General features: G+C 67.3%; 19 protein-coding genes and 1 pseudogene. 2 read left to right on the plus strand and 18 right to left on the minus strand.

Going from position 1 to position 24,397, the window contains the following annotated elements:
- Positions 1 to 399: 399 nt before the first annotated feature.
- From ACS5PM_RS23630 to ACS5PM_RS23670, 9 genes are all read right to left on the minus strand, one after another.
- Positions 400 to 3,000, minus strand: a complete 2,601-nt coding sequence (locus ACS5PM_RS23630; protein ID WP_439390162.1) for a response regulator — start codon at positions 2,998 to 3,000, stop codon at positions 400 to 402.
- A 32-nt stretch (positions 3,001 to 3,032) separates the two neighbouring features.
- Positions 3,033 to 4,076 carry a chemotaxis-specific protein-glutamate methyltransferase CheB gene (cheB, locus tag ACS5PM_RS23635; protein ID WP_439390163.1) on the minus strand — a complete coding sequence of 348 codons (1,044 nt, stop codon included), beginning with the start codon at positions 4,074 to 4,076 and terminating at the stop codon, positions 3,033 to 3,035.
- Positions 4,073 to 6,148: a hybrid sensor histidine kinase/response regulator gene (locus ACS5PM_RS23640; RefSeq protein WP_439390164.1), complete on the minus strand. Its 2,076-nt coding sequence runs from the start codon at positions 6,146 to 6,148 to the stop codon at positions 4,073 to 4,075. The genes cheB and ACS5PM_RS23640 overlap by 4 nt, the downstream gene beginning before the upstream one ends.
- A 6-nt stretch (positions 6,149 to 6,154) precedes the next feature.
- Positions 6,155 to 7,603: a methyl-accepting chemotaxis protein gene (locus tag ACS5PM_RS23645; RefSeq protein ID WP_439390165.1), complete on the minus strand. Its 1,449-nt coding sequence runs from the start codon at positions 7,601 to 7,603 to the stop codon at positions 6,155 to 6,157.
- 9 nt (positions 7,604 to 7,612) lie between these two features.
- A complete protein-coding gene (locus ACS5PM_RS23650; protein ID WP_439390166.1) occupies positions 7,613 to 8,608 on the minus strand; it encodes a chemotaxis protein CheW in 996 nt (331 codons plus the stop codon).
- On the minus strand, positions 8,605 to 9,885 hold the full coding sequence (locus ACS5PM_RS23655; RefSeq protein WP_439390167.1) for a CheR family methyltransferase: 1,281 nt from the start codon (positions 9,883 to 9,885) through the stop codon (positions 8,605 to 8,607). The genes ACS5PM_RS23650 and ACS5PM_RS23655 overlap by 4 nt, the downstream gene beginning before the upstream one ends.
- 550 nt (positions 9,886 to 10,435) lie before the next feature.
- Positions 10,436 to 11,269 carry a hypothetical protein gene (locus ACS5PM_RS23660; RefSeq protein ID WP_439390168.1) on the minus strand — a complete coding sequence of 278 codons (834 nt, stop codon included), beginning with the start codon at positions 11,267 to 11,269 and terminating at the stop codon, positions 10,436 to 10,438.
- Positions 11,270 to 11,343: 74 nt separating this feature from the next.
- Positions 11,344 to 12,552: a vanadium-dependent haloperoxidase gene (locus tag ACS5PM_RS23665; RefSeq protein ID WP_439390169.1), complete on the minus strand. Its 1,209-nt coding sequence runs from the start codon at positions 12,550 to 12,552 to the stop codon at positions 11,344 to 11,346.
- Positions 12,553 to 12,555: 3 nt separating this feature from the next.
- The gene (locus tag ACS5PM_RS23670; protein WP_439390170.1) at positions 12,556 to 13,383 is read right to left on the minus strand and encodes a class I SAM-dependent methyltransferase; all 828 of its coding nucleotides are present in this window, start codon (positions 13,381 to 13,383) and stop codon (positions 12,556 to 12,558) included.
- 199 nt (positions 13,384 to 13,582) lie between these two features.
- Between ACS5PM_RS23670 and ACS5PM_RS23675 the strand changes: the two genes are divergently transcribed.
- Positions 13,583 to 14,581: an AraC family transcriptional regulator gene (locus tag ACS5PM_RS23675; protein ID WP_439390171.1), complete on the plus strand. Its 999-nt coding sequence runs from the start codon at positions 13,583 to 13,585 to the stop codon at positions 14,579 to 14,581.
- Positions 14,582 to 14,676: 95 nt separating this feature from the next.
- Here the strand turns inward: ACS5PM_RS23675 and ACS5PM_RS23680 are convergent, their stop codons facing one another.
- The 9 genes and pseudogenes from ACS5PM_RS23680 to catA form a co-directional block, all read right to left on the minus strand.
- A complete protein-coding gene (locus ACS5PM_RS23680) occupies positions 14,677 to 15,336 on the minus strand; it encodes an Lcl C-terminal domain-containing protein (protein ID WP_439390172.1) in 660 nt (219 codons plus the stop codon).
- A gap of 261 nt (positions 15,337 to 15,597) precedes the next feature.
- Positions 15,598 to 15,684: pseudogene (locus ACS5PM_RS23685) on the minus strand (transposase); the annotation flags it as partial.
- 49 nt (positions 15,685 to 15,733) lie between these two features.
- Positions 15,734 to 16,558, minus strand: a complete 825-nt coding sequence (locus ACS5PM_RS23690) for a 3-oxoadipate:acetyl-CoA acetyltransferase (RefSeq protein ID WP_439390175.1) — start codon at positions 16,556 to 16,558, stop codon at positions 15,734 to 15,736.
- An 85-nt stretch (positions 16,559 to 16,643) separates the two neighbouring features.
- A complete protein-coding gene (locus tag ACS5PM_RS23695; RefSeq protein ID WP_439390176.1) occupies positions 16,644 to 18,029 on the minus strand; it encodes an MFS transporter in 1,386 nt (461 codons plus the stop codon).
- A gap of 49 nt (positions 18,030 to 18,078) precedes the next feature.
- Positions 18,079 to 18,855: a 1,6-dihydroxycyclohexa-2,4-diene-1-carboxylate dehydrogenase gene (locus ACS5PM_RS23700; protein ID WP_439390177.1), complete on the minus strand. Its 777-nt coding sequence runs from the start codon at positions 18,853 to 18,855 to the stop codon at positions 18,079 to 18,081.
- A gap of 11 nt (positions 18,856 to 18,866) precedes the next feature.
- Positions 18,867 to 19,874 (minus strand): benzoate 1,2-dioxygenase electron transfer component BenC, encoded by a 1,008-nt coding sequence (benC, locus tag ACS5PM_RS23705; RefSeq protein WP_439390178.1) that lies wholly within the window; start codon positions 19,872 to 19,874, stop codon positions 18,867 to 18,869.
- Between the two features lie 58 nt (positions 19,875 to 19,932).
- Complete coding sequence (benB, locus tag ACS5PM_RS23710) at positions 19,933 to 20,418, minus strand: benzoate 1,2-dioxygenase small subunit (RefSeq protein WP_439390179.1); 486 nt, start codon at positions 20,416 to 20,418, stop codon at positions 19,933 to 19,935.
- A 13-nt stretch (positions 20,419 to 20,431) separates the two neighbouring features.
- Positions 20,432 to 21,856, minus strand: a complete 1,425-nt coding sequence (gene benA, locus ACS5PM_RS23715) for a benzoate 1,2-dioxygenase large subunit (protein WP_439390180.1) — start codon at positions 21,854 to 21,856, stop codon at positions 20,432 to 20,434.
- Positions 21,857 to 21,998: 142 nt separating this feature from the next.
- Positions 21,999 to 22,913 carry a catechol 1,2-dioxygenase gene (gene catA, locus ACS5PM_RS23720; protein WP_439390181.1) on the minus strand — a complete coding sequence of 305 codons (915 nt, stop codon included), beginning with the start codon at positions 22,911 to 22,913 and terminating at the stop codon, positions 21,999 to 22,001.
- 141 nt (positions 22,914 to 23,054) lie between these two features.
- On the opposite strand from catA, the gene ACS5PM_RS23725 reads away from it, so the two are divergent.
- Entirely contained in the window at positions 23,055 to 24,005 is a 951-nt protein-coding gene (locus ACS5PM_RS23725; RefSeq protein WP_439390183.1) for a LysR family transcriptional regulator, read from the plus strand.
- Positions 24,006 to 24,397 lie beyond the last annotated feature (392 nt).

Below are 24,397 nucleotides of genomic sequence, written 5' to 3' on the forward strand. Positions count from 1 at the left end.
CGAACGAGCCCAAGCGAACCGTCGGGTGCCGGCCGAATCGGGACAAGGCAACGGCCCAGGTGCCAGTTCCAAGATATCCAGGCAGGCATCGGCCGCCAACCCAAGGGCTGGCTCGGGCTTTCCGGGCTTTTCAACGGCCGTTTGAAATTCGAAGTTCCTACCTGATCAGCAAGATGGTTCAGCCGCAAGAACGGTCCGGAGGGGAAGGGGCTTGAGCAAGCAGCGCGCGCGAGCCTGACGAGGATGGAGCGCAGGTCGAATCGGCGAATGAACAGGTGTCGACGTTGCAGCATTCTCGCAAACAGGGATTCGCATGGAGCCCATGCTCGCCAGCGCGGCAGCCGCGTCCACTCCCGGCAGTGATCGGAGACCCGTGGCCGCGCCGTCCGCTTCGGTGGACTATGCCGTTTGCCTGCGCGGCGCGAGCCACCTGGCCAGCGTGGCGAACATCTCGTCGACGTTGATTGGCTTGGCGATGTGGTCGTTCATGCCCGCCGCGATCGCGCGCTCCCTGTCGCCGACCATCGCGTTGGCCGTCATCGCGATCACCGGCAGATCCTGTAGCGCCGGCCGCTCCCGCAGTGCGCGCGTGGCGGCGAAGCCGTCCATCACCGGCATCTGGCAATCCATGAGCACCGCGTCGAAACACTCACGCTCCAGGACTTGCAGCGCTTCGCGGCCATTGGCAGCGGTCACGACCGTGATGCCTTCTTCGGTCAGCAACTCGAGCGCGACCTCGCGGTTGATCTCGTTGTCTTCTACGAGCAGGATGCGTGCGCCATTCAGCGTTGATCGATGGTCCGTGGTGAGAGCGCCTTTGCGCCGCTCGGCGTGCACGCTGGCCAACGAGGCCAGGCCCAGGGCCTTGCAACATGCATCGAACAGGGAGGATTGCGTGACGGGCTTGGTCAGCAGCGCGGTGATCAGCACGCCCTGCTCTTCGACGCGCGTGAGCGCTTCGTCGCGCGAGAAGGCCGTGAGCATCAGCACCGTGGGCGAGCGGGCGCCCGGGCGCGTCAGGTCGCGCGCCATGTCGTGGATGTGCTGCGCGCAGGTGATGCCGTCCATGCCGGGCATCTTCCAGTCCAGCAGGACGAGGTCGTAAGGCTCGGCGCCGGCCTGGGCATCGCCGATCTTGCGCAGCGCCTCGATGCCGTCGGCGGCCTCGTCGGGCTGCAACCCGAGCGCCTGGGCCATGGCCAACAGCAACTCACGCGCTTGTGCGTTGTCGTCCACCACCAGCGTGCGGCTGCCGAGCAGCCCTTCATGGCGCAACGGGGCCTGGCGCGAGAACTCTTGCTGCAACGGAAAGCGCAGGGTGAAGAAGAAGCGGCTGCCGCGTCCCGGTGTGCTCAGCATCTCCAGCTGGCCGCCCATCAGGTGCACCAACTGCCGGCTGATGGCGAGGCCCAGTCCTGTGCCGCCATGGCGGCGGCTGGTGGACGTGTCGGCCTGCTCGAAGGGCTGGAACAGGCGCTCGCGTTGCGCCGGCTCGATGCCGATGCCCGTGTCGCGCACCTCAAAGCGCAGGTCGATCCAGTCGTCGCCACGCTGGACGATCTGCAGCGCCAGCGACACCTCGCCCTGGTCGGTGAACTTGACGGCGTTGTTGGCGAGGTTCAGCAGCGCCTGGCTGAGGCGCAAGGGGTCGCCCACCAGCGCAACCGGCAGGTCGGGTGGCTCCAGGTACAGCAGCTCCAGGTTCTTTTCTTCGGCCTTCATGCCCACCACGTTGGCCAGGTTGTCGAGCACGTCGGCGAGGTTGAAGTTCACGTGCTCGATGTCGAGCTTGCCGGCTTCGATCTTCGAGAAGTCGAGGATGTCGTTGATGATGCCCAGCAGCGACTCGGCCGAGGCGTGGACCTTCTGCACGTAGTTGTGCTGGCGCGGGGTGAGTCCGCTTTGCAAAGCGAGGTGCGACATGCCGAGGATGGCGTTCATTGGCGTGCGGATTTCGTGGCTCATGTTGGCCAGGAAGTCGCTCTTGGCGCGGTTGGCCGCTTCCGCCGACTGGCGCGCCAGCCGTTCGGTCTCGGCCCGCCTGCGTTCGGAGAGATCGAGCACGAAGGCGACGCCCTCGAGTTCCTTCGCGTCGGCGAAGGGGGCGACACCGATGAGGACCGGCACGCGATGGCCATCCTTGTGAAAGTATTCTTTCTCGAAGGGGGGCAAACGTCCAGTTTTCCTCTGTTCAGGCAACCATATCTGCTCGTCCCGATCCAGCCATTCCGGCGGCGTGATTTCCTTCCAGTTGAGGCGCCCGGACGCAACATCGTCTTGGTCGTACCCCAACATGCAAAGGAAGGCATCGTTGACTTCAGTGATCCGGCCTTCTGCATCCCACATCAGGATCCCAATGATGTTGGACTCGACCAGGCGCTGGATGCGGGCATGGCTTTCCTGCAGAGCCGCGGTACGCTGCCTCACCATCTCCTCGAGGTTTTCATTGAGCTGGCTGAGCTGGGCCTGGACGGCCATGAGCTCCTGGTTCTGGGCCATGGTGTTTTCATACACCGAGAGCAGCAGGTTGAGCATCTGCTGGGGGTCGGCATCGATGTGGAAAACCTTGTCGCGGTACTCCACCACCAAGGGCCCGCCCGGCTCGCGCTGGGAGCGAGACGGCGTCGACAGCAGCGAACTGAGCCGCCCGAGCAGATTCGCTTCGGAGTAGGGCTTGGTGGTGTAGCTGTCGGCGCGGGCATCGATCGCCTGAATGATGTCCTCGGGCTCCGAAAGGACAGAGAGCAGGATCACCGGAATGTGGGCCAGCGCCGGGTCGCGCTTGATGGTCCGGCAGAGCTCGTAGCCGTCCATGATGGGCATGCGGATGTCGGTCATGACCAGGTCGGGCGGGGCGGTGCGAACGGCCTCCAGGGCCTCCTGGCCGTTGTGCGCCAGGGTCACCCGGTAGCCGTTCCCCGCCAGGGTACGCCGCAGCAGTTCGGATTCCACCAGGCTGTCCTCCACCAGCAGGATGTTGCGGGCGGCCTGATGAAGCATTCGGCTCGTTCCCATATCGATTCCTTGCTCGCCTAGTTTTCGGTGGATGCTCGCCTGTCGTTTTTGACCAGGGCCATGAGAGTCGGGGCGATTTGTTCCAGCGGCAGCACGTGCCGCGCCGCGCCGAGCGCCACTGCCTCGCCCGGCATGCCGAAGACCACGGAAGTGGCCTCGTCCTGGGCGATGGTCAGTCCGCCGACCTGGGCGATGCTGGCGAGGCCATCGGCGCCGTCGCGCCCCATGCCGGTGAGCAGCACCCCGACCGCGCCGTCTCTGAATTGCCGGGCTGCCGCATTCATGCTGACCGTCACCGACGGCCGGTGCCCGCCAAAGGGCGGACTGCAGGTCAGCAGGAAGCGCCCCGCCCGGTCGAATTCGAGATGCCTGTCGGCGGGCGGAAAATGGACGCTGCCGGGCTCGGGATACTCGCCGGCACGGGCCTGCCGGATCGCCAGCGGCGTCGTCTGTCCCAGCCAGGTCAGCATTTCGGGCAGGAACTCGCCGCCGATGTGCTGGATGCAGACCAGCGGCAGGGGAAAGCCGGTCGGCAACGCCCCCAGGATTTGTTTCAGGGCTTGCGGACCACCCGTCGAGGCGCCCAGCACGGCGAGCTTCGCCGGCCCCGCCTTCATCAGATCGATCGTCGGCGACCACGCGGGAGGGCCCAGGCGACGCCGGAAAACCCGCACCCCGGCGACCACCCGCACCTTGACCGCGAACTCGGCGGCAAAGCCCGCGTCGTCGGCTTCGAGCACTCCGGGCTTGGGCAGCACATCCACGGCGCCCGCCTCAAGCAGCTTGAAGACGCCGGATCCGCCCGGCTCAACCGAGACGCTGACCACCAGGATGGGGTGCGGCGTGCTGGCCATGACCGCGCGAGTGAACTCCAGCCCATCCATCACCGGCATATGCAGGTCGAGGCAGATCACGTCGGGGCTGAGGCTGGCGACCAGGGGCAGCGCTTCGCGGCCGTTCAGCGCCGTGCCCACGACTCGGATGTCTGGCGTGCTTGCGAGGACCCGCTGGAGGAGGTGAAGGGCGAGCGGCGAATCGTCCACCAGCAGAACGCGAATCATGTTCCCACCAGCCGTTTCAAGGTTTCCAGCAGCAATTGCTGGTCGAAGGCGGGCTTCGGGATGTAGGCATTGGCGCCCACCTCCAGACCGCGCCGCTTGTCGGCGTCGGACGCCAGCGCCGTCACCAGGATCACCGGCAGGTCGCGATAGCGGGCATCCTCGCGCATGCGGGCGGTCAGGCCGAGTCCATCCAGCTTGGGCATCTGGATGTCCGAGACGACGCCGGCGAAGGGGCGGCTGCCCAGCTTGCCGATCGCGTCCTCACCGTCCACTGCGGTGACTACGTCGTAGCCCGCGCCTTCGATGATGCGCTTTTCCATCGCCCGCACCAGGGCGGAGTCTTCCACCAGCAGGATGCTGCGGCGTGGCCGCGGCGCCGGCCGCACGACCGCCGCCGCGACTTGCGCGGCCGAACGCAGCAGATCGGCCGGGTTCAGCACCGGACAGATTTCGCCATTCGCCAGGGCAGCGAGGCCAGCGACGTTGCGCACCCGCTTGAGCGGCGCCGGCAGGGGCCGGGGCAGGACATCCTCCTCCGCCAGCACATCATCGACCTGCAAGGCCAGCCGCTCGCCATCCATCCGCACCACGACACAGACAATCGACCCGGCGGCGTTGTCGCCTGGGTGGCCCGGAAGCGCCAGCACCGCGGCCAGCAACGGCGCCAGAATCGACTGGCCGTCGAGATGGATGGCCACCCGCCCGTTCAGGCTGAAGCAGGCGCTGGCCGGCAAGCGCCGGATGGCCTCGACGGCTTCCACCGGCAGGCCGAAATGCTGGCGGTTGGCCACTACCAGCAGCAAGCGCTGTGTCGTAAGGCTCACGGGCAAGCGCAGCGTGAAGGCGGTGCCGCGGCCGGGCGTGGAATCGAGGCTGATGCCACCCTTCAAGGCCTCGACATTCGTCAACACCGCGTCGAGGCCGAAGCCACGACCGACCAGTTCGGTGACGTAAGGCACGGTGGAGAAGCCCGGAAGGAAGACCACCTGCTGAATTTGCGCAGGCGACATGCCCTCAAGAGTCTCGGCATTGAAGACACCTTGCTGCACGGCGGACCGGCGGATGGCCTCCAGGTCCAGGCCACCCCCGTCGTCTTGGACCACGATGTTGACGTGCCGGTCTTCGCGGATGGCGGCCAGGCGGATCTGGCCGGCCCGCGGCTTGCCGAGACGCAGGCGATCCTCGGGCGCTTCGATGCCATGGCCCACGGCATTGCGCAGAAGATGCATAAGGGGATCCTTGATCTCCTCCAGGATGCGCTTGTCGAGCGCAATGTCGGCGCCTTCGATGTGAAGCTCGACTTCCTTGCCGGCCGCCCTGCCCAGGTCGTGCACCATGCGCGGAAAAAGAGTGAATACCGTCGCCAGGGGCAGGAGGCGCATGTCGAGGACTTGCTCTTGCAGCCCGGACAGCGCGGACTGCAGGCGGTCGGCATCCTCCCGCGTACCGTCATCGACCGCCCGCAACAGGCTGCCCAGGCGGGTGATGGTCTCCTGCCGGCGATCTGAAGGGAACTGGCGACGGTCGCGCTCGAACTGGGACCACTGCTCCAGCATGCCGGACAACAGCATCCGCGTGTGCCGGCTGCGCCCCTGCAGCACGCCCAATTCGCCGGTAAGCGTCAGGAGGTCGTCCAGTTTCGCGGTCTCGACCCGAACCGTCTCGATGTGAAAGGACTCGGCACCAGCCGGGACCGCGGGTGCCATATCGCCCGGCTCTGGCATCGCCGGCGGCACCGGTGCGGTCGGAGCCGGCGAGATGACCGCCTGGATCTGGGCGCGCAGATTCACGAGGCCGCTGTCGAGCGCCTCGATGCCGGCCGGCGTGAGCGGGCCCTGCGCCTTGCGCGCGGCATTCAGGAGTCCTTCCAGGGCATGGGTGGAGTTCTCGATGGGCATGAGCCGCAGCATGCGCGCCGCTCCCTTGAGACTGTGCATTTCGCGGAACAGCTCTTCGAGGAGTTCGTGATCGGCGGGATTCTTCTCCAGGCGCAGCAGGCCGCTGTCGAGCTTGGCGAGGCGCTCCTCGCTCTCCATCCTGAACATCGCCAGGAGTTGGGGATCGTCGATCATGGGGCGTCAGGCCAAGGCCCTCAGGTTCTGTACCGCCAGGTTGAGCTGCTCGACGGCGACCTTGGTCTGGCTGATGCCGGCGGCGGTTTCCCTGGCACCGGCCGAAATGCTGCCGGTGGCTTGCACCACCTGATCGAAGGCGGCGGACTGCTGCTTGGCATTGAGCATGACCTGCTGGACGTTCATGTTCACGTTCGCCGCCATGCCGGTCAATTGCTGGAACAGCGCGCCGACCTCCTCAGCCTGCCGGGTGACGTCGGCGACCATGCGCGCACTGTCCTCGGTCATCATGATGGAAGAATCCGTGGCCTTCTGGATCTCGGCGATCAAGGTCGTCGTCTGTTCGCCCGACTTCTTGCTCTGGTCGGCGAGTTTCCTCACCTCGCTCGCAACCACGGCGAATCCCTTGCCGTGCTCCCCGGCGCGAGTGGCCTCCACGGCCGCGTTCAGCGCCAGCATGTTGATTTCCCCGGCCAGATCCTTGACCAGGCCGGCGATGTTGCCGATCTGCCCGCTCTGCTCGGAAAGCCGGACGATATGGTCGGCCATGAGGTTGATCTTGTCCTTCAAGTCGCTCATGGCCGCAATGGTCTTCTTGGTGGTGGCGCTGCCTTCGCCAGTGCTGCGGCTGGCGTCGCCTGCCAGGGCCGCCGCATTGGCCGCCTGCTCGGCCGACTGGCGCGATGAGGCGGACAGTTCCTCGATGGTGCTGGCGGTCTCGCTCGCTGCCGCCGCCTGGCGGCTGGAGGTGCTTTCATGCTGGGTGACGGTGGCGGCGATTTCGCTGGTGGCCGACGCCAGCTGCACGGCATAGTCGCTGATCCGGCGGCTCAGGGCGAGGGCCAGCCACCAGCCGATGCCGATGGCGATGACGACCGCCCCGACCGTGCCGGCCACGATGGCGCGGTGCACCTGCCCGAGCGCGGCCTCCAGCTTGGCTCGCTGCATCTGGTCAAGTGCGCTGGCACGCTGGAGAAGGCGGCTCGACAGCCGATCCATTTCTTCGGACTGCTTCAGGCCCCCACCCATCCGAAACAGGGTGACCGCCTCCTCCGGCTTGCCAGCGTCGACCAGATCGATATATTGCCGGGTCTGATTGCGGACTTCCGAGGCCAGCGCCTGTACGCGGCGGAGGGTTTCGAGCTGCTGGCCGTCCTGCACCAGCTGGTCGAGCGATTCCAGGTCGAAAAGCGCCTTGTCGTGTCTTTCAAAATTCCCGCGAGACTGGGGGTTCTTCAGCAGGATGTAGCTGTGGGCCGCGTGCTGCATGGAGGCGACGTGCAGTTGTATCTGATAGGCCCCGTCCTCGATCCGACTGGATCGATTCAATTGTTCGGACGCCGACAGCACCTCGTCCAGGCTGTCGAATACGAGGACCATGACCGCGATCAGCAGCAGCAGGGGCGCGAGATAGCCGAGCAGGATGCGCTGCCGCAATTTGAGTTTCGCAAACATCGTCTTCTCCTAAGCCACCTTCTCGTCCACGAGCCATTCCTCGCGTGCCAGGAGGGCAGGCAAGTCCAGCAGGACAACCATGCGCCCAAGGTAGGAGGTAACCGCCCGGATCTCCGAGCCCCGCTGCCGTACCAGCTCTGCCGGCGGCGGCTGCAGGTCGGCTGCGGCCGGGTTGATGACATCGACCACGTCGTCCAGGGCCAGACCGATTACCGCCTCGCCCAAGCGGCCGACCACCGCCTTGGAGCGCGGCCCGGCGGGAGGGGGCAGGTTGAGGGCGGGCGCCAGTTCGAGCAGGGTGACGAACTGACCGCGCAGGCCAAATACTCCGGCAATATGCGGCGGGCAGCCGGGTATGGGGGTGAGCGTGCCGATATGGCAGAAGGCGTGCACGTGGCGCATTTCGATGCCGAAATACTGCCTGCCCAGTTCGACCACAGCCAGGGCCGTCGCAGCTTGCTCCACCCGGGTGGCGGGCGGGTGCAGGGCGCGGGCGCGGGCCTGGAAGACGGACTGTGCGGCGGGCGCCGGATCCTGGCGGAACCCCGTCTCGGCCGCGCCGGAGCCATCGGCGAGGGCGATGGCGGGAGAAAGCAGAAGCCCGGCATCGACGAGGGTGACCAAGTCGTCGCCCAACTGGACGCTGCCGATCACCAGCGGATTCGATTGCGGACCGTAATCGGGGCCGGCCAGGTCGGCGCCGACGCCGAATGGGACCAGATCGCGCACTGCGCTCACCAGCAACCCGACGAGGTTCTCCGCGCTCGCCAAGACCACGATCTGGTCGCAGCTCCGGCCGGTCAGGGGCGGGCGTTTCAGGCGGGACGCCGGATCGACGACCGGCACGATTTCACCCCGCAGATTGAAAACGCCGATGACGCCTGCCGGCGCGGCGACGGCCGGGTAAAGGGCTGGAAGCCAGAGAATTTCGCGCACCAGCCTGGCATCCAGGCCGCAGCGTAGGCCATCCAAATCGAAGATCAGGAGTTCGCGCGGCGCATTCATGACGGGGGCTCGAATTCGATCAGCCGATCGGCGAGCTGGCCGGCGCTGACCTCGAAGGGTTCCACCATGGCGTCGGCCGGCAGACGGCGCAGGAGATCACGGACGGTGCCCCGCCGGGCCCGGGCTCGCTCAGTCTGGCCGGCCCGTTCGAGCAATGCGGCAAGTTCGAGGTGGGCGGCGATGTGATCGGGCGCGAGGTACAGCGTCTGGTTGAGTTGGGCTTCGGCTTCCCGGTAGTCGCCGCGCAATTGGGCGAGCTGGGCGAGGAGGAAATGCGGGCCAGGCTGCAAGAAATCGGCGTTGAGGGCCTCATGGCAGGCGTGGTCGGCAGCCTCGTAGTCACCGCGGTTGGCCAATGCCTGTGCCCTCTCCAATGCGGACTCCCGGACCGGCGGCGCCGCGTCCGGAGGCGGCAATCCTCCGGCAGGAGGCAGTGGGATGATGCACGGCGTGGATGAGACCAGGGATTGGGGCGCGGCCGGCAGCGCGCGCATGGACCTCTCATACACCACCCCTTCCGGAAACAGGTGGGCTTGCAGGCCATGCAACGGGCACGCGTGCAACTCGGTGTGCCCGGTGACGAGGTATCCGCCTTCGGCAAGGCTGGCGGCGAGTTTCTCCGCGACGATGCGAACCGCCTCGGGATAGAAATAGATGAGGACGTTGCGGCACAGAATCAGGTCCATATCGTTAGACATCCAGTCCGCAAGCGCGTCCATCACCAGGTTGCCGGAACGGAAGTCGACCATGGCACGGATGCGGGGGTCCAGAACCCACGCGTCGCCGTCGCACCTGAAATAGCGGGCCTTGAGGTTCTCCGGCACCATGCGGAAGGACCAGTCGCCGTAGCGGCCGCGCCGCGCGCGCGTCAAGGCTTCGTCGTTGATATCGCTGCCGACGACGGTAATCTGCCATGTTTGCCATTCAGGCAGAACAATGTCGATCAGCATTGCGATGGAATAGGCCTCCTCGCCACTGGCGCAACCGGCACTCCACAGGCGTAGCCGACGCTTCTCGCGCCGGCGTTCGATCAGCTCCGGCAGGATGCGCGTCCGCAGCAGGGCAAATTGACCTTGATCACGAAAGAAATAGGTTTCGGCAGGGGTGAGTCGGGCTGCCAGAAATTCCGCCTCGCGGGCGAGTCCCGCCTCGGACAGGCTGGTGACGTAGGCGACCGGGTCGCCATGGCCTGCTCTGACGCGCAGCAACTGTTCGAGCTTGACGACATCTGCATCCGTCAGGCGCAGGCCGGTTCGCCGGGCGAGCAGAAGCTGCACCACAGAGGGCAAACACCTTCCAATTGTTGCGCCGAGCTCCACCTGAACACGCTCGAACTATCGAGTTGAAAATCCTTTAACCTGGAAACTGCAGTTGACGGCCAATTCCACGAGAAATGAAATCAACGAAGTGGTTGCGTCAGTCTCGAATGCTCCGTAGGGCGCACAAAACGCCATTTGGTACTGCATTGAGTCTACGCTTGCCCGCCATCCAGTACTGCGTTTTTTTCGGCCGGCCCGGTCCTGGAGCGCTCCGCTCGGCCTGGTAACTGCCGTCTTGAGGGTGACCCCGCTTCGGGTCGGCAGCACCAGGTCGCTTTGGGCATAACCAGTCTTTCGCACGGTAGCGTCTGGTCAGCTGCCGATGGACGTCAGCTTTAGGAGGGCGTGCATTCACTCGAGGCATCCCCGGAGCGCACACACTGGAATCGGTCAAGCCGGCGACAGCCCGCTGTGCGCCAGCGCCGGCTTTGCAGACGTTCGGCCCGCATCTGGTCAAGCACCTGCGGGCCTGCGGATGCCAGTGGCGCGGGATGGCGCCGCCAAACGCTCAGCGAGCGGCCTTCTGCCACTTGGTCAAGCCTGTGGCCCCCAGCATCAAGCGCAGCTTCCGAGTGGCGCGAGCAGTCGCTTCGCCCGGCCGCACAGCCGTGGCAGCCGCCGTGGAAACCGCCGTGCCTTCCGCGGTGCCCATGGCCCACCACTGACCACCCGCCACGGTATCCGACTCGTTCTGGATCGACACGCTCAGCGCCCGCGCTTCGGCGAGGTTGCACGGGTCGCTGCAGTTGAACTGGAACTCGTCCCGATGCTCGCCCAGGTTGTCCAGGGTCACGCTCAGCACGACCGATGACTCGGCGGCGTCGCCGGTCTTGGTGGTCGCGAGCTTGACGCTTGCATCCATCGTCACGACCAGCGCCGTCCACGGCGACAGCGTGAAGCGGATGCCTTCGCCGCTGGAGCTCAGGACCGACTGGGCGAAGAAGCCGCTGGCTGCCTCGGGCGGGCCGAAGAAGTCCTTGGCCGCGCCGTTGCCCGACATCTTCGCGCCACCGAGGCCACCATCGCTGCCGCCGCCCTGCACACGGGCCCTGGCTTTCGCGAGGGTCGTCGCCGAGGCGATGCGGCTGTCCGCCCAGGAGCCGTACTGGGCGCGAAGCTCGAGCTGCAGCGGTGACAGCTGGGCAGCCTGGGCGGCCACGCCGCCTTCCTGGTCGGGCAGCGTCTGGAACGTCAGCGAAGGCGCGATGCCGTCGTCGGGCCGCAGGTCGATGAGCTGGAACCGGATCGCACCGGTGTGGAAGCTGCCGCTGCTGGAAGCCCAGGCCGGAGCGCACAGTGCCAGCGCGGCGGCGGCCACGATCGAACGGGAAGCGGTGAACATGCGAGTCCTCATGGAGGGTGGGTTGTGGAGCGGCTACTGTGGCGAGCAGGCCGTTCCGCAGCCGTTCTGTGCGCTCATGGCCCAGCCGTCTCGGCATGCGACGCAGCCCATTCGCCGACGCGCTGCCCCAGCACCTGCCCCGCCTCGGTGGAGAAGCGGTAGTGCACGCCTGCCACGATGCGGGCCTGAGCCACTTCTTGGGTGAAGGCCTCAACGCTGTTCCAGCTGCGCATCGCGTCCTTCGCCGTTGGGCTCGTCGTGCTGAGCACCGGCAGCGGCGCCGGCCCAGCCTGGGCGTGCAGCACGGCACCCACCGCGGCGGCCAGCGTGCAGTGCGCGCAGGGGTACTCGGGGTGCATCGGCGTGTCGATCAGCGGCGTCCAGCCGGCATCGCGCTCCGTGCCTCCGTGGCCGTCGACGTCGCCATTGCGGATGGCCGTGATCGGTCGCCACCAGTTGTACTGGTACTTGGCATCGAACACCGCCATCAGCGCGTCGTCCATCGCCTGGCTCGCGGTCGCGAAGAGACGTGCATTGGCGAGCACGTCGCGCCCCGGCTGCAGCGCCACCGAACGCACCACACCGTGGTACACCGCCGGCAACGAGTAGTCCCAGAAGCGCCCGATCTCGGTCTGCTCGGCGCTGCGCTGGGGGCTGTCGCGGCGGCCGAGCGCCTTGACCTCGTTGAAGTCGCTGGCCCAGCGCTCGCTCGTCAGCGCCGGCGGAGGCGCAGGGCGGAACTGGTCCGTGCGCTTCAGCAGCCAGGGTTTGCGCTGAGGCCATTGCGCCACCGCGGGGATCGCAGTGGGCACGTAGGCGCCCGGCGAGGCGTGCGGGCGGTAGGTGTCAGGCGTGCGCGGCATGTCGTCGGCCCGCTCGGCCAGTACGCGCTGTGCGGCCTTCTCGCCGACGGCGAGTTGCTGCGAAAGCAACGCGTCATCAGGGATTTGCGCCAGTGCGGCCTGGAACGCCGTGTCGATGGTGGCGCGCTGCGCCGGCAGGAGCTGCAAGAAGGCGCTGCGGTGCGCGGCCGCAATGGCCACGTCGATCGCCTGCGCACTGGGATCCGGCGAACGGGCCGCGTCGCGCGCTGCCTCGTAGGCGGCCGTTTGCACAAGCGCCATCACGCGCACGGCCGGCGGCGTGCCCATGCGGGCTTCGGCGATGACCTGAGCCGACCGCTGGTTCCAGTCGGTGATGGCGTCGGCGCGCGCGGGCACAGCGCAGGCGGCGAACAGGGCACCGACCAGCGGCGCCATGATGAAGCGGGAAAAGCGTTGCATGGCTCAGTCCTTGGTGATCACGATCTCGAGGTACTCGCTGGGCACGACCAGCGAGTCGGGGCCGCCGACGTTGAGCTCGTCCAGCAGCGCGGTGATGGCGCGCTCCAGCGACGCCGCGCCGGTCGCGTCGAGCGCGCCGAAGGCCTTGTGCACCGGACCGTACAGCTCGCGGAAGACGGCAATCCAGTGCGCCGCCGAGCGGTAGCGGAAGGTGAAGGTGCGGTGCTCGCAGCGGATGTCCGCGGCATGCGCGCCGAACAGCTCGACGATGTGGGGCTCGGTGCCCCACAGCGACGCCGGCTGCACGCCAGCCGGCGGGCTGACGTGTGCACCGACGACCTTGAACAGCCGGCCGATGAAGCCCGCCGGTGTCCAGTTGGCCATCGCGATGCGGCCGCCAGAGCGCGTCACGCGCAGCATCTCGCCCGCAGCGCGGCGGTGGTCGGGCGTGAACATCACGCCGAAGGTGGACAGCACGGTGTCGAAGCTGCCGTTCTCGTAAGGCAGCGCTTCGGCATCGGCCAGTTCGAACTGCACCGGCAGCTCTTCGGCCAGGGCGCGTGCCCTGCCCCTGTCGAGCAGTGACTGCACGTAGTCGGTGGAGGTCACCTGCGCATGGCGGCGAGCCGCGGCCAGCGAGGCATTGCCGTTGCCGGCGGCCACGTCCAGCACGGCTTGTCCGGCGCGCACGTCGGCGGCCTCGGCCAGCGTCTCTCCGACGATCTGCAGCGTCGTGCCGATGACAGCGTAGTTGCCGCAGGCCCAGGTGGCCTGCTGACGTTGCTTGATGGCGGTGAAGTCCGAAGTGGATGGGTTGATTGCGGTGGTCATGGGAGTTCCTGAAGAATCGGGTGAGTGGCGTCTGCGCTCTGCGGCGTCGACGACAGTCATTCTTCGAAGCGAGCCCCATTGACGCTTCACCCGGCGTCGGGCAGATTTGCTCGCGACTCCGCCGTTGGCCCTTCGTGTGCCGTCGCCTTGATCGAACGTCCGCGGCGCTTGATCGATCGTCCTCGGAAGACCTGCCGCGATGAGCCACGACCCCCTGTCGGATGTCCTGCGAAGCGTGCGCCTGCGCGGCGCCGTCTTCTATTACGTGAGCTTCGACGGCTCCTGGGCCGCCGAGACGCCGCCCTCGGCGACGCTGGCGGGCGTGCTGATGCCGGGTGCCGACCACGTGCTCGCCTACCACCTGCTGCTCAAAGGCGACGGCTGGGCAGCCACCGAGGGCCAGCCGCCGGTACGAATGACGGCAGGCGACATCGTGATGTTCCCGCGCGGGGATCTGCACACGCTGTCGAGCGCGCCGGGGCTGCGCGCGCAGGAGGACCAGAGCGACTGGCGCTTCACCACGCGCAGCGACCCTAAGCCCATCCCGGTGGCCTACCACCGCGGCGTGCTGCGGCCAGGTTCACCGGGCCCGGCCGAGGGCGCCCAATCCGTGGTGGTCTGCGGCTTCGTCGCCTGCGACATGAAGCCCTTCAACCCGCTCATCAACGCACTGCCGCCGTTGATGCACTTGCGCGCCGGCGACCTGGGGCCCTGGACCACGCAGCTGCTGGATCAGGCCGTATCGGAGTCGCGTGAGCACAGGGCAGGGAGCGACGCGGTGCTCGAGCGCGTCAGCGAGTTCGTGTTCGTCGATGCGGCGCGGCGCTATCTGAATTCGCTGCCGGAGGGCTCGGCGGGTTGGCTGGGCGCCCTGCGCGACCGGCACGTAGGCCAAGCCATCGCGCTGCTGCACGAGAAACCGGCGCAGCCGTGGACCGTGGAGGAACTCGGCCGCCAGGTCGGGTTGTCACGCTCGGCGCTGCACGAGCGCTTCGTCGAATTGACGGGGCAAGCTCCGATGCAGTACCTGACGAATTGGCGGATGCAACTGGGCGCCGGCCTGCTCCGCCGCGGAAAGGGAAAGGTCGCCGCGATTGCGCAGGAAGTGGGCTATGAGTCGGAAGCCGCCTTCGCGCGCGCCTTCAAACGCCTGATGGGCGAGGCGCCGGGGGCTTGGCGGCGAGCGCAGGAGAGTTGACTGTCCGCTGGTGCCCAGCGGCAGCCACTCAGGTGCACGAGATCTTGTACCGACGCCGCCACTTGGAGTGTGATGGGCGTCGGCGTAGGCGAGATTCAGCTCGGACTTCCCTCCGGCGGGCCGCCGCGCACGCACCAGGCGTTGAGTTGGACTTCGGGCACATGGTTGCCCACACCGCCACCCTCGAAGACGATGATGAAGTAGGTCGGCCCCTCGTTTGCATAGGCCGACGTGTAAGGGGTCGCTGTCCAGTAAAAGCCCGGCGTCTTCTGAAAGATGAAGGGCCAGTTCGCGGGAATCTTGAGCTGAGATGGGTTGCTCATGTCGATAAGCGTGGCCAGTTCGGTCACGGAAGGCAGACGCCAGCCCTTGCGATTGCCGAGGTTCAGGTTCAGGCAGGTTTCCCTCGCCATGTACCAGCTGTAGGTGTACTGAAGCGGTTGCGCCCAGACGAGGCCGGTCTCGTTGTCGCGCACTGCGGCGTTGTTCATCACGCAGGTGAAACGGGTGGACCAGTTCGGACAGCCGGCGCCCGGCTCTGCCGGCAAGACCTTGTCCCAATTCTGCGTCACGCCGCGCAGGTCGACGGTGCCGGTGCTGCCGCTTGGCGCTGCCATTGCCGGCGACAGCATTGCGGCGGCGACAACGGCAAGCACTGCGCCAGCATTCGCCTTGCGGGCTGTGGCGACGCACGCGCCGCGGGTGCCTGCTGGCGGGGTGGTTCGATGGCGTGGTTGATCGATGAAGGATTTCATGGAAGGGTCTCTTGTGATGGGTGAGAGGTCGTATCGGCATTCGCATCAACGCTCGGTGCGTCGACGAGTCAATTCTGGAAAGCGGACCCAATTGACGCTACTCCGCAAGTCGTACAGCTTTGCTCGATCGTCCGCCATCGCGCTCGACGTCATGGGGCCGGGTCCGCCAGGACCGGCCGCAGGTGCCCGATCGGTGGTGGTGCGGCTTCATTGCCGCCGACTTGAAACCGTTCACGCCGGCAGCGACGCGCTGCTCTAGCGCGCGAACGAAGTGGTGTTCCGTCGATGCAGGCCGTAGTGACGGATGCGATGGAGCCCGCTGGGCAGCACATGCAGCAGGAAGCGCCGGTCTGCCTGGATCACCCCCTTGGAGTCGACCATGACGGAGGCTCCGGATTCAATGCAGGCCGAGCAGCTGGCGGGCCTGCCGGGCGCTCGCGACGGGGCGGCCCTGCTCCTCGCACAGCCGTGCCACCGCACGCACCAGCGCTGCGTTGGACGGTGCCAGCGTGTCCCTGTCCAGGCGCACGTTGTCTTCCATGCCCGTGCGGCAGTGGCCGCCCAGTTCCAGCGACCAGCGCGCCATCGTCATCTGGTCGCGGCCGATGCCCGCGCCCGTCCAGGTGGCGCCCGGGGCCACGCGCTTCAGGGTGCGTACGTAGAACTCCAGCACCTCGCGGTCCACCGGCATCGCATTGCGGATGCCCATCACGAATTGCACATGCAGGGGACCCCGAATGAAGCCCCGCTGCTGCAGGCTCGCTGCCTGGAAGACCATCGACAGGTCGAAGGCCTCGATCTCGGGCTTGATGCCGTGCTCACGCATCTCGGTGGCCAGCCACTCCACCAGGTCGGGGCTGTTGTCGTAGACCCGGGTCGGGAAGTTCACCGAGCCGGTGGCCAGCGAGCCCATGTCGGGCTTCAGGCCCAGGTGCGCACCGCGCTCGCGGCCGGCACCGGAGCGCCCGCCGGTGGAGAACTGCACGATCATCTCCGGGCAGTGCTTGCGGATGCCGTCCATGACCTGGGCGAAGCGCTCGGGCGACGACGTCGCTGTCCCGTCGTCGTTGCGCACGTGCAGGTGCACCAGCGAGGCGCCGGCCTCGAAGGCCTCGTGGGTCGATTCGATCTGTTCCTGGACGGTGATGGGCACCGCCGGGTTGTCGCGCTTCTGCGGCAGCGAGCCGGTGATGGCGACGGTGATGATGCAGGGGGTGGTCATGGCAAGGGTCTCGGGTGGACACCGGGCGGGCCGCTGCGCCCTGCCGGTGCGATCGTGTCGTTCGTGGGATGCCCCGGGCGCCCGTTCACTTGGCGGCGGTGATGGCCACTGCGGGCGACGTGCCCACGGCCGTCCCGGCGGTCGCGCCCGCAGCGTGCGCCCGGGCCGAGGCCGAGCGTCCATGCCTGATCATGGCCACGGCCACCGCGGCGATCAGCGCGGGGATCGCGATGGCGATGAAGTTCTGCTGCAGGGGCAGGGCCATCGCCACCAGCGTGCCGATCACGATCGGCGCCAGGATCGCGCCGCTGCGGCCCACGCCGGAAGCGAAGCCGATGCCGGTGGAGCGGATGGCCATCGGGTAGAACTGGCCCGCATAGGCGTAGGTGACGATCTGCGTGCCGATCGTCGACGCACCGGCCAGGCCGACCACGACGAACAGCGCCTCGGTGGGCATCGGCACGCCCAGCAGCGTGATCGACACGGCCGCCAGCACGTACATCGAGAACAGCACCCACTTGATGTTGAAACGGTCGGCCAGCCAGCCGCCGCCGATCGCGCCGATCATGGCGCCGAAGTTCAGCGTCAGCACGAAGGTCAGCGCCGAGCCCAGGCTGTAGCCGGCGCCGGCCATCAGCTTGGTCAGCCAGGAGCTGAGCGCATAGACCATGAACAGGCACATGAAGAACGCGATCCAGAACATGGCCGTGCTGAAGCCGCGGCCATCCTGGAACAGCTGGCTCACCGGTGCGTCAGCGGCCTTGTCGACGGCGGGCAGCGCAAAGCGGTCCTCGGCGGTCGGCTTGAAGGAAGGGTCGAGCCGGGCGACGATCGCCTTGAGCTCGTCATGCCGCCCCTGCTTCAGAAGGAAGGGCATCGATTCGGGCAGCGACTTGAGGATGAACGGGATCAGCACCACCGGCGCGGCCGCGGCGAGGAAGACCGACTGCCAGCCGTGGCTTTCGATCAGACCCTTGCCCAGCACCGCGGCCAGCATGCCGCCCACCGCATAGCCGCTGAACATCAGCGTGACCATGGTCGAGCGCAGCTTGCGCGGCGAGTACTCGGTCATCTGCGCCACCACGTTGGGCATGACGCCGCCGATGCCCAGGCCGGCCAGGAAGCGGGTGACGCTGAACATCACCGGATCGTTCGTCATGCCGGCCGCAGCGGTGAACACGCTGAACAGCGCGATGCAGATGACGATGGCCCATCGCCGGCCAATGCGGTCGGCGATGGTGCCCAGGAAGATGGCCCCGAACATCATGCCGAACAGCGCCGAACTCACCATGAAGCCCGCCTGGGTGGCCTGGACGCCCATCTGCTTCATGATCGATGGCAGCGCGATGCCGGCCACGGCCAGGTCATAGCCGTCGAAGATGATGATCAGTGCGCACCAGAACATCACCAGGCCATGGAAGCGGTTGAAGCGCGCCTGATCGGCGACCTTGTGAACGTCGATGTGTCTCACGGAAGTCTCCTGAACAACGTGTCGTGTGTCGGGGGAAGGGTCGGGCCGCTCAGCCCTGGTCGCCGCCGCCCACCGGCAGCGTGACGCCGGTGATGTAGCTGGCCTCGTCGGAAGCCAGGAACAGGATCGCGCCGACCTGCTCGTCGATGGTTCCGTAGCGCTTCATCAGGCTGGACTGCACGGTCTGGTCGACGATCTGCTGGTACCAGGCCTTCTCCTGCTCGGTGGGCTGTTCGGTGTTGCGCGGGATGCGACGCGGCGGCGCCTCGGTGCCGCCCGGGGCCGTGGCGTTGACGCGCACGCCGCGCTCGGCGTTCTCGAACGCCAGGCAGGCCGTGAGCGCATTGACGCCGCCCTTGGCCGCGCCGTAGGGCACGCGGTTCACGCCCCGGGTGGCGATGGACGAGACGTTGACGATGGCGCCACCGCCTTGCGCCAGCATGATGGGCAGGGCCGCATGGCAGCACCACAGCGTGGGGAACAACGAGCGGCGCACCTCGGCTTCGATCTCGTGCTCGCGGTAGTGCTCGAAGGGCTTGGCCCAGATCGTGCCGCCGACGTTGTTCACGAGGATGTCCAGCCGGCCGTAGCGCTCGGCCGTGGCCGCCATCACGCGCCCGGCGTCGGCATGGCGCTCCAGGTCGGCGGTCAGCGTCAGCAGTCGATCGGCGGCGCCCGGCAGGCTGCGCAGCTCATGGACCAGGTCGGAGCGGTCCACCGCGGCCACGCGGCCACCCTCTTCGAGCAGGCGCTCGACCACGCGCCGGCCGATGCCTTGCGCGGCGCCGGTGACCACGGCGACCTTGTCATGGAAACGGGGAAACATGGCAGGCTCCTTCAGGCGCTGGCCGCGAACTTCTCGTGGTGGAAGCTGGCCGGCTTGACCCCACATTCGCGGATGAACTGGCTGACCGCTTCGACCATCGGTGGTGGGCCGCACAGGTAGACATCGACGTCGCCGTCGTTCAGGTGCGCCGGCGTGATGTGGTGGGTGACGTAGCCCTTGTTCGGGTAGGCGCTGTCGGGGCTGGCCACACAGGCGGCGTAGCTGAAGTTCGGAATGCGTTCGGCGTACTCGGCCAGCCGGTCCATCTCCACCAGGTCGGCGTCGTGCGTGACACCGTAGATCAGGTGCAACGGGTGGGCGCTGCCCTCGGTGGCGATCTTCTCCAGCATCGCGGTGAAGGGCGCCAGGCCCGTGCCACCGGCCAGCAACAGCAGCGGGCGCTGGATGGCGCGCAGGTAGAAGGTGCCCAGCGGACCGGCCAGGGTCATGCGGTCTCCGGGCTTCGCAGCGCCGCTGAGGTAGCTGCTCATCCGGCCACCCGGCACGTTGCGGATCAGGAACGACACCGTGCCGTCCTTCACCAGCGAACTGAACGAGTAGGCCCGCGTCTGGTCGGTGCCCGGCACCTGCAGGTTCACGTACTGGCCCGGCAGGAAGGCCAGCTTGTCGAGCGACGCATCCTGCAGCGTCAACGACAAGGTGCTGGGCGAAAGCTGGCGCACCTCGCTGATGGCGGCGGTCACCGCCGCCTGCGGCGTGCGGCAGACCGACGAGGACGCCGGCACCTGCACCACGCAGTTGCCCTTGGCGCGCATCTGGCACGTCAGCACGAAGCCGCGGGCGGCCTCGTCTTCGCTGAGGGCGTCCTCGATGTACTCGCCCATCTCGAACGGGCCGGATTCGGCCAGGCACTTGCAGGTGCCGCAGGCGCCGTCGCGGCAGTCCAGCGGGATGTTGACGCCCTGGCGGTAGGCGGCGTCTGCCACCGTCTCGGTCGGGTTGGCCTCGATGAAGCGGGTGACACCGTCCTCGAAGCGAAGGGCAATCTGGTGGGGCATGGCTTGTCTCCTCGGCGTGGCCGGCGCCTGCTTTTGCAGGTCAACGGCGTCGGCGGGCTCAGATGTGGTAGACGTCCAGCACGTGGTGGATGTAGTCGTTCTTCAGCACCACGTGCTTGCGGCGGATGAGCGGCTGGCCGCTGCTGAGGTCCAGCGTGTAGTGGCTGGTGCCGAAGTAGCTGTCCACCGTCTGGTAGCGGTAGCTCAGCGTGTGCCAGTTGAAGCGCAGCTCGACCTGCTCGCCCTTGGTCGACACGATCTCGACGTTGTGGATGTTGTGGCCCGTGCGCGGCTCGGGCATGCTGGCCGCCGAGCGTTCGGTCTTGATGCGGAACACCCGGTCTTCCAGCCCGCCCTTGTTCGCGTAGTAGATCAACGAGATCTCGCGCTGCGGGTCGGTGGTCAGCTGGTCGTCGTCGTCCCACGACGGCATCCAGAACTCAGCGGCCGGGTGGTAGCAGGCCAGCCACTCGTCCCACCGGCGGTCGTCCAGCAGCCGGGCCTCGCGGTACAGGAAGGCCTGCACCTGTTCGATCGTCATCATGGTGGTGTCTCCTTCAGGCGTGGTCACAGGCCTGGCTGTGGGCACAGACCGGGTGCTCGATGCCGGCCGCCTGGCGGGCTTCCTCGGTGGCGACGGCGCGCTGCATCGTCTGCAGCCAGTAGCGGTGCTGCACGGTGTAGAGGCCCTCGTCCTCGGTCTTTACGCCCGACAGCGTCGGGTTCAGGCCGATCTCCTGGGCGGCGGCGTCGGGGCCGGGCACCCACTGCGTGGCGCCGCGACACATGTCGTTCCAGGGCAGCGCGATGCCGGCATAGCCCTGCTGGCAGGCGCGGAACTCTTCCAGGTCGTCGGGCGTCGCCATGCCGGTGGCGTTGAAGAAGTCCTCGTACTGGCGGATGCGCCGGGCACGCGCCTCGGCCGCCTCGCCCTTGGGCGCGATGCAGTAGATGGTGACTTCGGTCTTGTCGACACTGATCGGCCGCAGCACGCGGATCTGCGAGCTGAACTGGTCCATCAGGTAGACGTTCGGGTACAGGCACAGGTTGCGCGAGTGGCCGATCATCCAGTCGGCACGGGCTTGGCCGAACCGCGCCGCGAGCTGGTCGCGGATCGGGTAGGCCGGCCGGTCTTCCGGGTTCGCCCACTTCGTCCACAGCAGCATGTGGCCGTGCTCGAACGAGTAGAAGCCGCCACCCTGCTTGGCCCAGCTGCCGGCATCCATCGCCTTGATGCTGTCGCCGGCCGCGGCCTGCTTGCGCTGGTTGGTGGTGGCCGCGTAGTTCCAGTGCACCGAGCTGACGTGGTAGCCGTCGGCGCCGTTCTCGGCCTGCAGCTTCCAGTTGCCGTCGAAGGTGTAGGTGGACGAGCCGCGCAGCACCTCCAGCCCCTCGGGCGACTGGTCCACGATCATGTCGATGATCTTGGTGGACTCGCCCAGGAACTCGGTCAGCGGCGGCACATCGGGGTTCAGGCTGCCGAACAGGAAGCCGCGGTAGCTCTCGAAGCGGGCGACCTTCTTCAGGTCGTGGCTGCCGTCCTGGTTGAAGGTGTCGGGGTAGCCGGCGCCGTTGGCGTCCTTCACCTTCAGCAGCTTGCCGGAGTTGTTGAAGGTCCAGCCGTGGAAGGTGCAGGTGAAGCTGGTCTTGTTGCCCTTCTTGTGGCGGCACAGGGTGGCGCCGCGGTGCGAGCAGGCATTGATGATGGCGTTGAGCTCGCCGGCCTTGTTGCGGGTGATGACGATGGGCTGGCGGCCGATCTGGGTGGTGAGGTAGTCGTTGGCGTTGGGGATCTGGCTCTCGTGGGCCAGGTAGATCCAGTTGCCTTCGAAGATGTGCTTCATCTCCAGGTCGAACAGGGCCTCGTCGGTGAAGGCGCTGCGGTGCAGGCGGTACTGATGCCGGTCGGCGTCCTCCACCAGCATGCCGGCCAGGCGCTGCCGGATCTGGTGCAGGCCTTCGAGGGATGCGGAAGTGCTCATGCTTGTCTCCATGCCCGGTCGAGCGGGCCTGTTCGGGGCAGTTCGGGGCAAGGCTTCGCCCGACCCGGGCACGAACGCGTGCCGGGAGGAGAAGGTGCTTGGGGGGGAGCAGCGCCGCGCGGGCGGCGCTGGGGTCAGCGCATCAAGCCGCCGCGCGGGGACGGGCGAAGTCGGTGGCCGGCGCGCTGGCCTGTTCGGCGTGCAGCGTGAAGTCGAACTGGATCTCGTAGAACGGCTTGTCCACGCCCAGGGCCTGCATCGCGGCACGGTCGTTGTTGGTGTAGACCTTGGGCACCAGGCCTTCGCGCGTGCCGAAGGCGAAGTCGTCCCACAGGTGCGGGTCGTTCTCGATGTTGATCTGCGTGGTCAGCTTGCGGTGGCCGGGGGCGCTCACGAAGAAGTGGATGTGCGCCGGGCGGTGGCCGTGACGGCCCAGCAATTGCAGCAGGCGGTCGGTGGCGCCGCCCGGAGGGCAGCTGTAGCCCACGGGCATCACGCTGCGGAACTTGTAGCGGCCCTGCGCGTCGGTGACGATGGTGCGGCGCAGGTTGAAGGCGCTCTGGCTCGGGTCGAAGTACGAGTAGTTGCCCAGGCTGTTGGCGTGCCACACCTCGACCTTGGCGCCGCCCACCGGCTGGCCGTCGGTGCCGCGCACGACGCCCTGCATCACCACCACCTCGCCGGCGGTCTGGCCGTCGTCCAGGCGCGCTTCGCCTTGCGCCACCGGGGCGCCGGCCACGTACAGCGGGCCTTCGATGGTGCGCGGGGTGCCGCCTTTCAGCCCGGCACGCGCCTCGGCCTCGTCCAGGCGCAGGTCCAGGAAGTGCTCCAGGCCGATGCCCGGCGCGATCAGGCCCAGCTCGCCGTTGCGGCCGGCTTCGGCGAAGTAGTTCAGGCCGGACCAGAACTCCTCAGGCGAGATGTCCAGGTCCTCGATGGCGATCATCAGGTCGCGCACGAGGCGGTTGACGACCAGCTTGACGCGGGCGTCGCCTTCGCCGACGACGCCGGTCTTCTCGAAGCGGTCCAGCAACTGGTCGATGGTCTTGATGTCCATGGCTTGTCTCCTCAGGGGGGGTGGGGCAGGGTGGGGCCGTCGGGGCGCCGGCCGTGCGCTGGGAATGGAACGAATGGTAGAAATCCGCTGGCCGCAAGTCCAAGACGCTTTTAGACTGTTTCGATACCCAAAAGGCATGCCATGGAACTGCGGCACCTGCGCTACTTCGTCGCCGTCGCCGACGAGCAGAGCTTCACGCGCGCGGCGGAAAGGCTGCACATCTCTCAGCCGCCGCTGAGCCGTCAGATCCAGGACCTGGAGGAGGAACTGGGCACGCCGCTGTTCGAGCGCGGCTCCAGGCCGCTGAAATTGACCGAGCCGGGCCGCTTCTTCTACAGCCACGCCACGCGGCTGCTGGAGCAGGCGGCGCAGGCCGCGCGCGCGACGCGGCGCGTGGCGCGCATGGAGCGCCGGCTGGTGATCGGCTTCGTGGCGTCCACGATGTACGGCGCCTTGCCGCGCCTGGTCCGGCTGTTCCGCGCGGCCTTGCCGCAGGTCGAGATCGCCTTGGAGGAAATGCAGACGCTGGACCAGATCGAGGCCCTGAAGAGCGGGCGCATCGACGTCGGCTTCGGGCGCATACGGCTCGACGACGCGAGCATCAAGCGCGAAGTGCTGCGCGAGGAGCGCCTGGTGGCAGCAATACCTATCGAGCATAGCCTGGCGATCCCAGGCCAACCTTTGGCTTTGGCTGCGCTCGAGAGTCAGGACATCCTGGTCTACCCGCGAAAGCCGCGGCCCAGCTACGCCGACCAGGTCCTGTCGCTGTTCCGTGACCAGGGACTGCAGCCCGCAGCCGTGCACGAGGTGCAGGAGATCCAGACCGCGCTGGGACTGGTGGCCGCGGGCATGGGCATCTGCGTGGTGCCCGAAGGCGTGAGCCGACTGCGTCCCGACGAAGTGGTCTACCGCGCGCTGAGCGACCCGCAGGCGGTATCACCCATCATCATGAGCACCCGCCTGCACGACCAGAACGAAGACATCGCGACTCTGCGCGCGCTCATCGATCGGATCTACCAGGAACAGGCCGAGGCGCGTCGGGGCGCTGCAGAGCAAGACGCACGGGTGGGGCCGGCGGGCAAAGAAGCCTAGCCAGGGCGTCGGGCGGGTTGTCGTGGCGGGCCATCGGCGGATGCCGAGGTCGGGTGTACGGGGCGTTGGATTCTCCCTTTCGGCAACGTCCGGACATTCCCCCGGCTCTGGCGAACGTTCCGTCAAGACTGGGCACGGTCATTCGGCCGCGGTGGCCTGAACGTCGGCGGGGCCGGTCACCTGACATTCGACGGAGGGCGCTTTGTAGGCCCGCTGCCCCTTCGTCACCGGTCACTCGAGAAGGTGACAGCCAGCTGATGGCTCGCGAATGACTCCTGTCTACCGAACTGGTTGGCTCTACCCGACCCACAGCGGTCACTCGGACCAGTGAGACCTGTCGTTGGCGAACGTAAGAGCACGTCCTCAGAGATTGTTCTCAGTCCCATTGCAGG

Source organism: Ideonella flava (assembly GCF_051857595.1).
In the GTDB taxonomy this organism is placed as follows: domain Bacteria; phylum Pseudomonadota; class Gammaproteobacteria; order Burkholderiales; family Burkholderiaceae_C; genus Ideonella.

Excerpts from the sequence above, each read along its gene's own strand:
- ACS5PM_RS23665 (WP_439390169.1), bottom strand. The coding sequence starts at position 12,552 with ATGCAACGCTTTTCCCGCTTCATCATGGCGCCGCTGGTCGGTGCCCTG.
- ACS5PM_RS23670 (WP_439390170.1), bottom strand. The coding sequence starts at position 13,383 with ATGACCACCGCAATCAACCCATCCACTTCGGACTTCACCGCCATCAAG.
- ACS5PM_RS23675 (WP_439390171.1), top strand. The coding sequence starts at position 13,583 with ATGAGCCACGACCCCCTGTCGGATGTCCTGCGAAGCGTGCGCCTGCGC.
- ACS5PM_RS23650 (WP_439390166.1), bottom strand. The coding sequence starts at position 8,608 with ATGAATGCGCCGCGCGAACTCCTGATCTTCGATTTGGATGGCCTACGC.
- ACS5PM_RS23680 (WP_439390172.1), bottom strand. The coding sequence starts at position 15,336 with ATGAAATCCTTCATCGATCAACCACGCCATCGAACCACCCCGCCAGCA.
- ACS5PM_RS23640 (WP_439390164.1), bottom strand. The coding sequence starts at position 6,148 with ATGATCGACGATCCCCAACTCCTGGCGATGTTCAGGATGGAGAGCGAG.
- ACS5PM_RS23700 (WP_439390177.1), bottom strand. The coding sequence starts at position 18,855 with ATGTTTCCCCGTTTCCATGACAAGGTCGCCGTGGTCACCGGCGCCGCG.
- benB (WP_439390179.1), bottom strand. The coding sequence starts at position 20,418 with ATGATGACGATCGAACAGGTGCAGGCCTTCCTGTACCGCGAGGCCCGG.
- benC (WP_439390178.1), bottom strand. The coding sequence starts at position 19,874 with ATGCCCCACCAGATTGCCCTTCGCTTCGAGGACGGTGTCACCCGCTTC.
- catA (WP_439390181.1), bottom strand. The coding sequence starts at position 22,913 with ATGGACATCAAGACCATCGACCAGTTGCTGGACCGCTTCGAGAAGACC.
- ACS5PM_RS23660 (WP_439390168.1), bottom strand. The coding sequence starts at position 11,269 with ATGTTCACCGCTTCCCGTTCGATCGTGGCCGCCGCCGCGCTGGCACTG.
- cheB (WP_439390163.1), bottom strand. The coding sequence starts at position 4,076 with ATGATTCGCGTTCTGCTGGTGGACGATTCGCCGCTCGCCCTTCACCTC.
- benA (WP_439390180.1), bottom strand. The coding sequence starts at position 21,856 with ATGAGCACTTCCGCATCCCTCGAAGGCCTGCACCAGATCCGGCAGCGC.
- ACS5PM_RS23725 (WP_439390183.1), top strand. The coding sequence starts at position 23,055 with ATGGAACTGCGGCACCTGCGCTACTTCGTCGCCGTCGCCGACGAGCAG.
- ACS5PM_RS23690 (WP_439390175.1), bottom strand. The coding sequence starts at position 16,558 with ATGACCACCCCCTGCATCATCACCGTCGCCATCACCGGCTCGCTGCCG.
- ACS5PM_RS23645 (WP_439390165.1), bottom strand. The coding sequence starts at position 7,603 with ATGTTTGCGAAACTCAAATTGCGGCAGCGCATCCTGCTCGGCTATCTC.
- ACS5PM_RS23630 (WP_439390162.1), bottom strand. The coding sequence starts at position 3,000 with ATGCTTCATCAGGCCGCCCGCAACATCCTGCTGGTGGAGGACAGCCTG.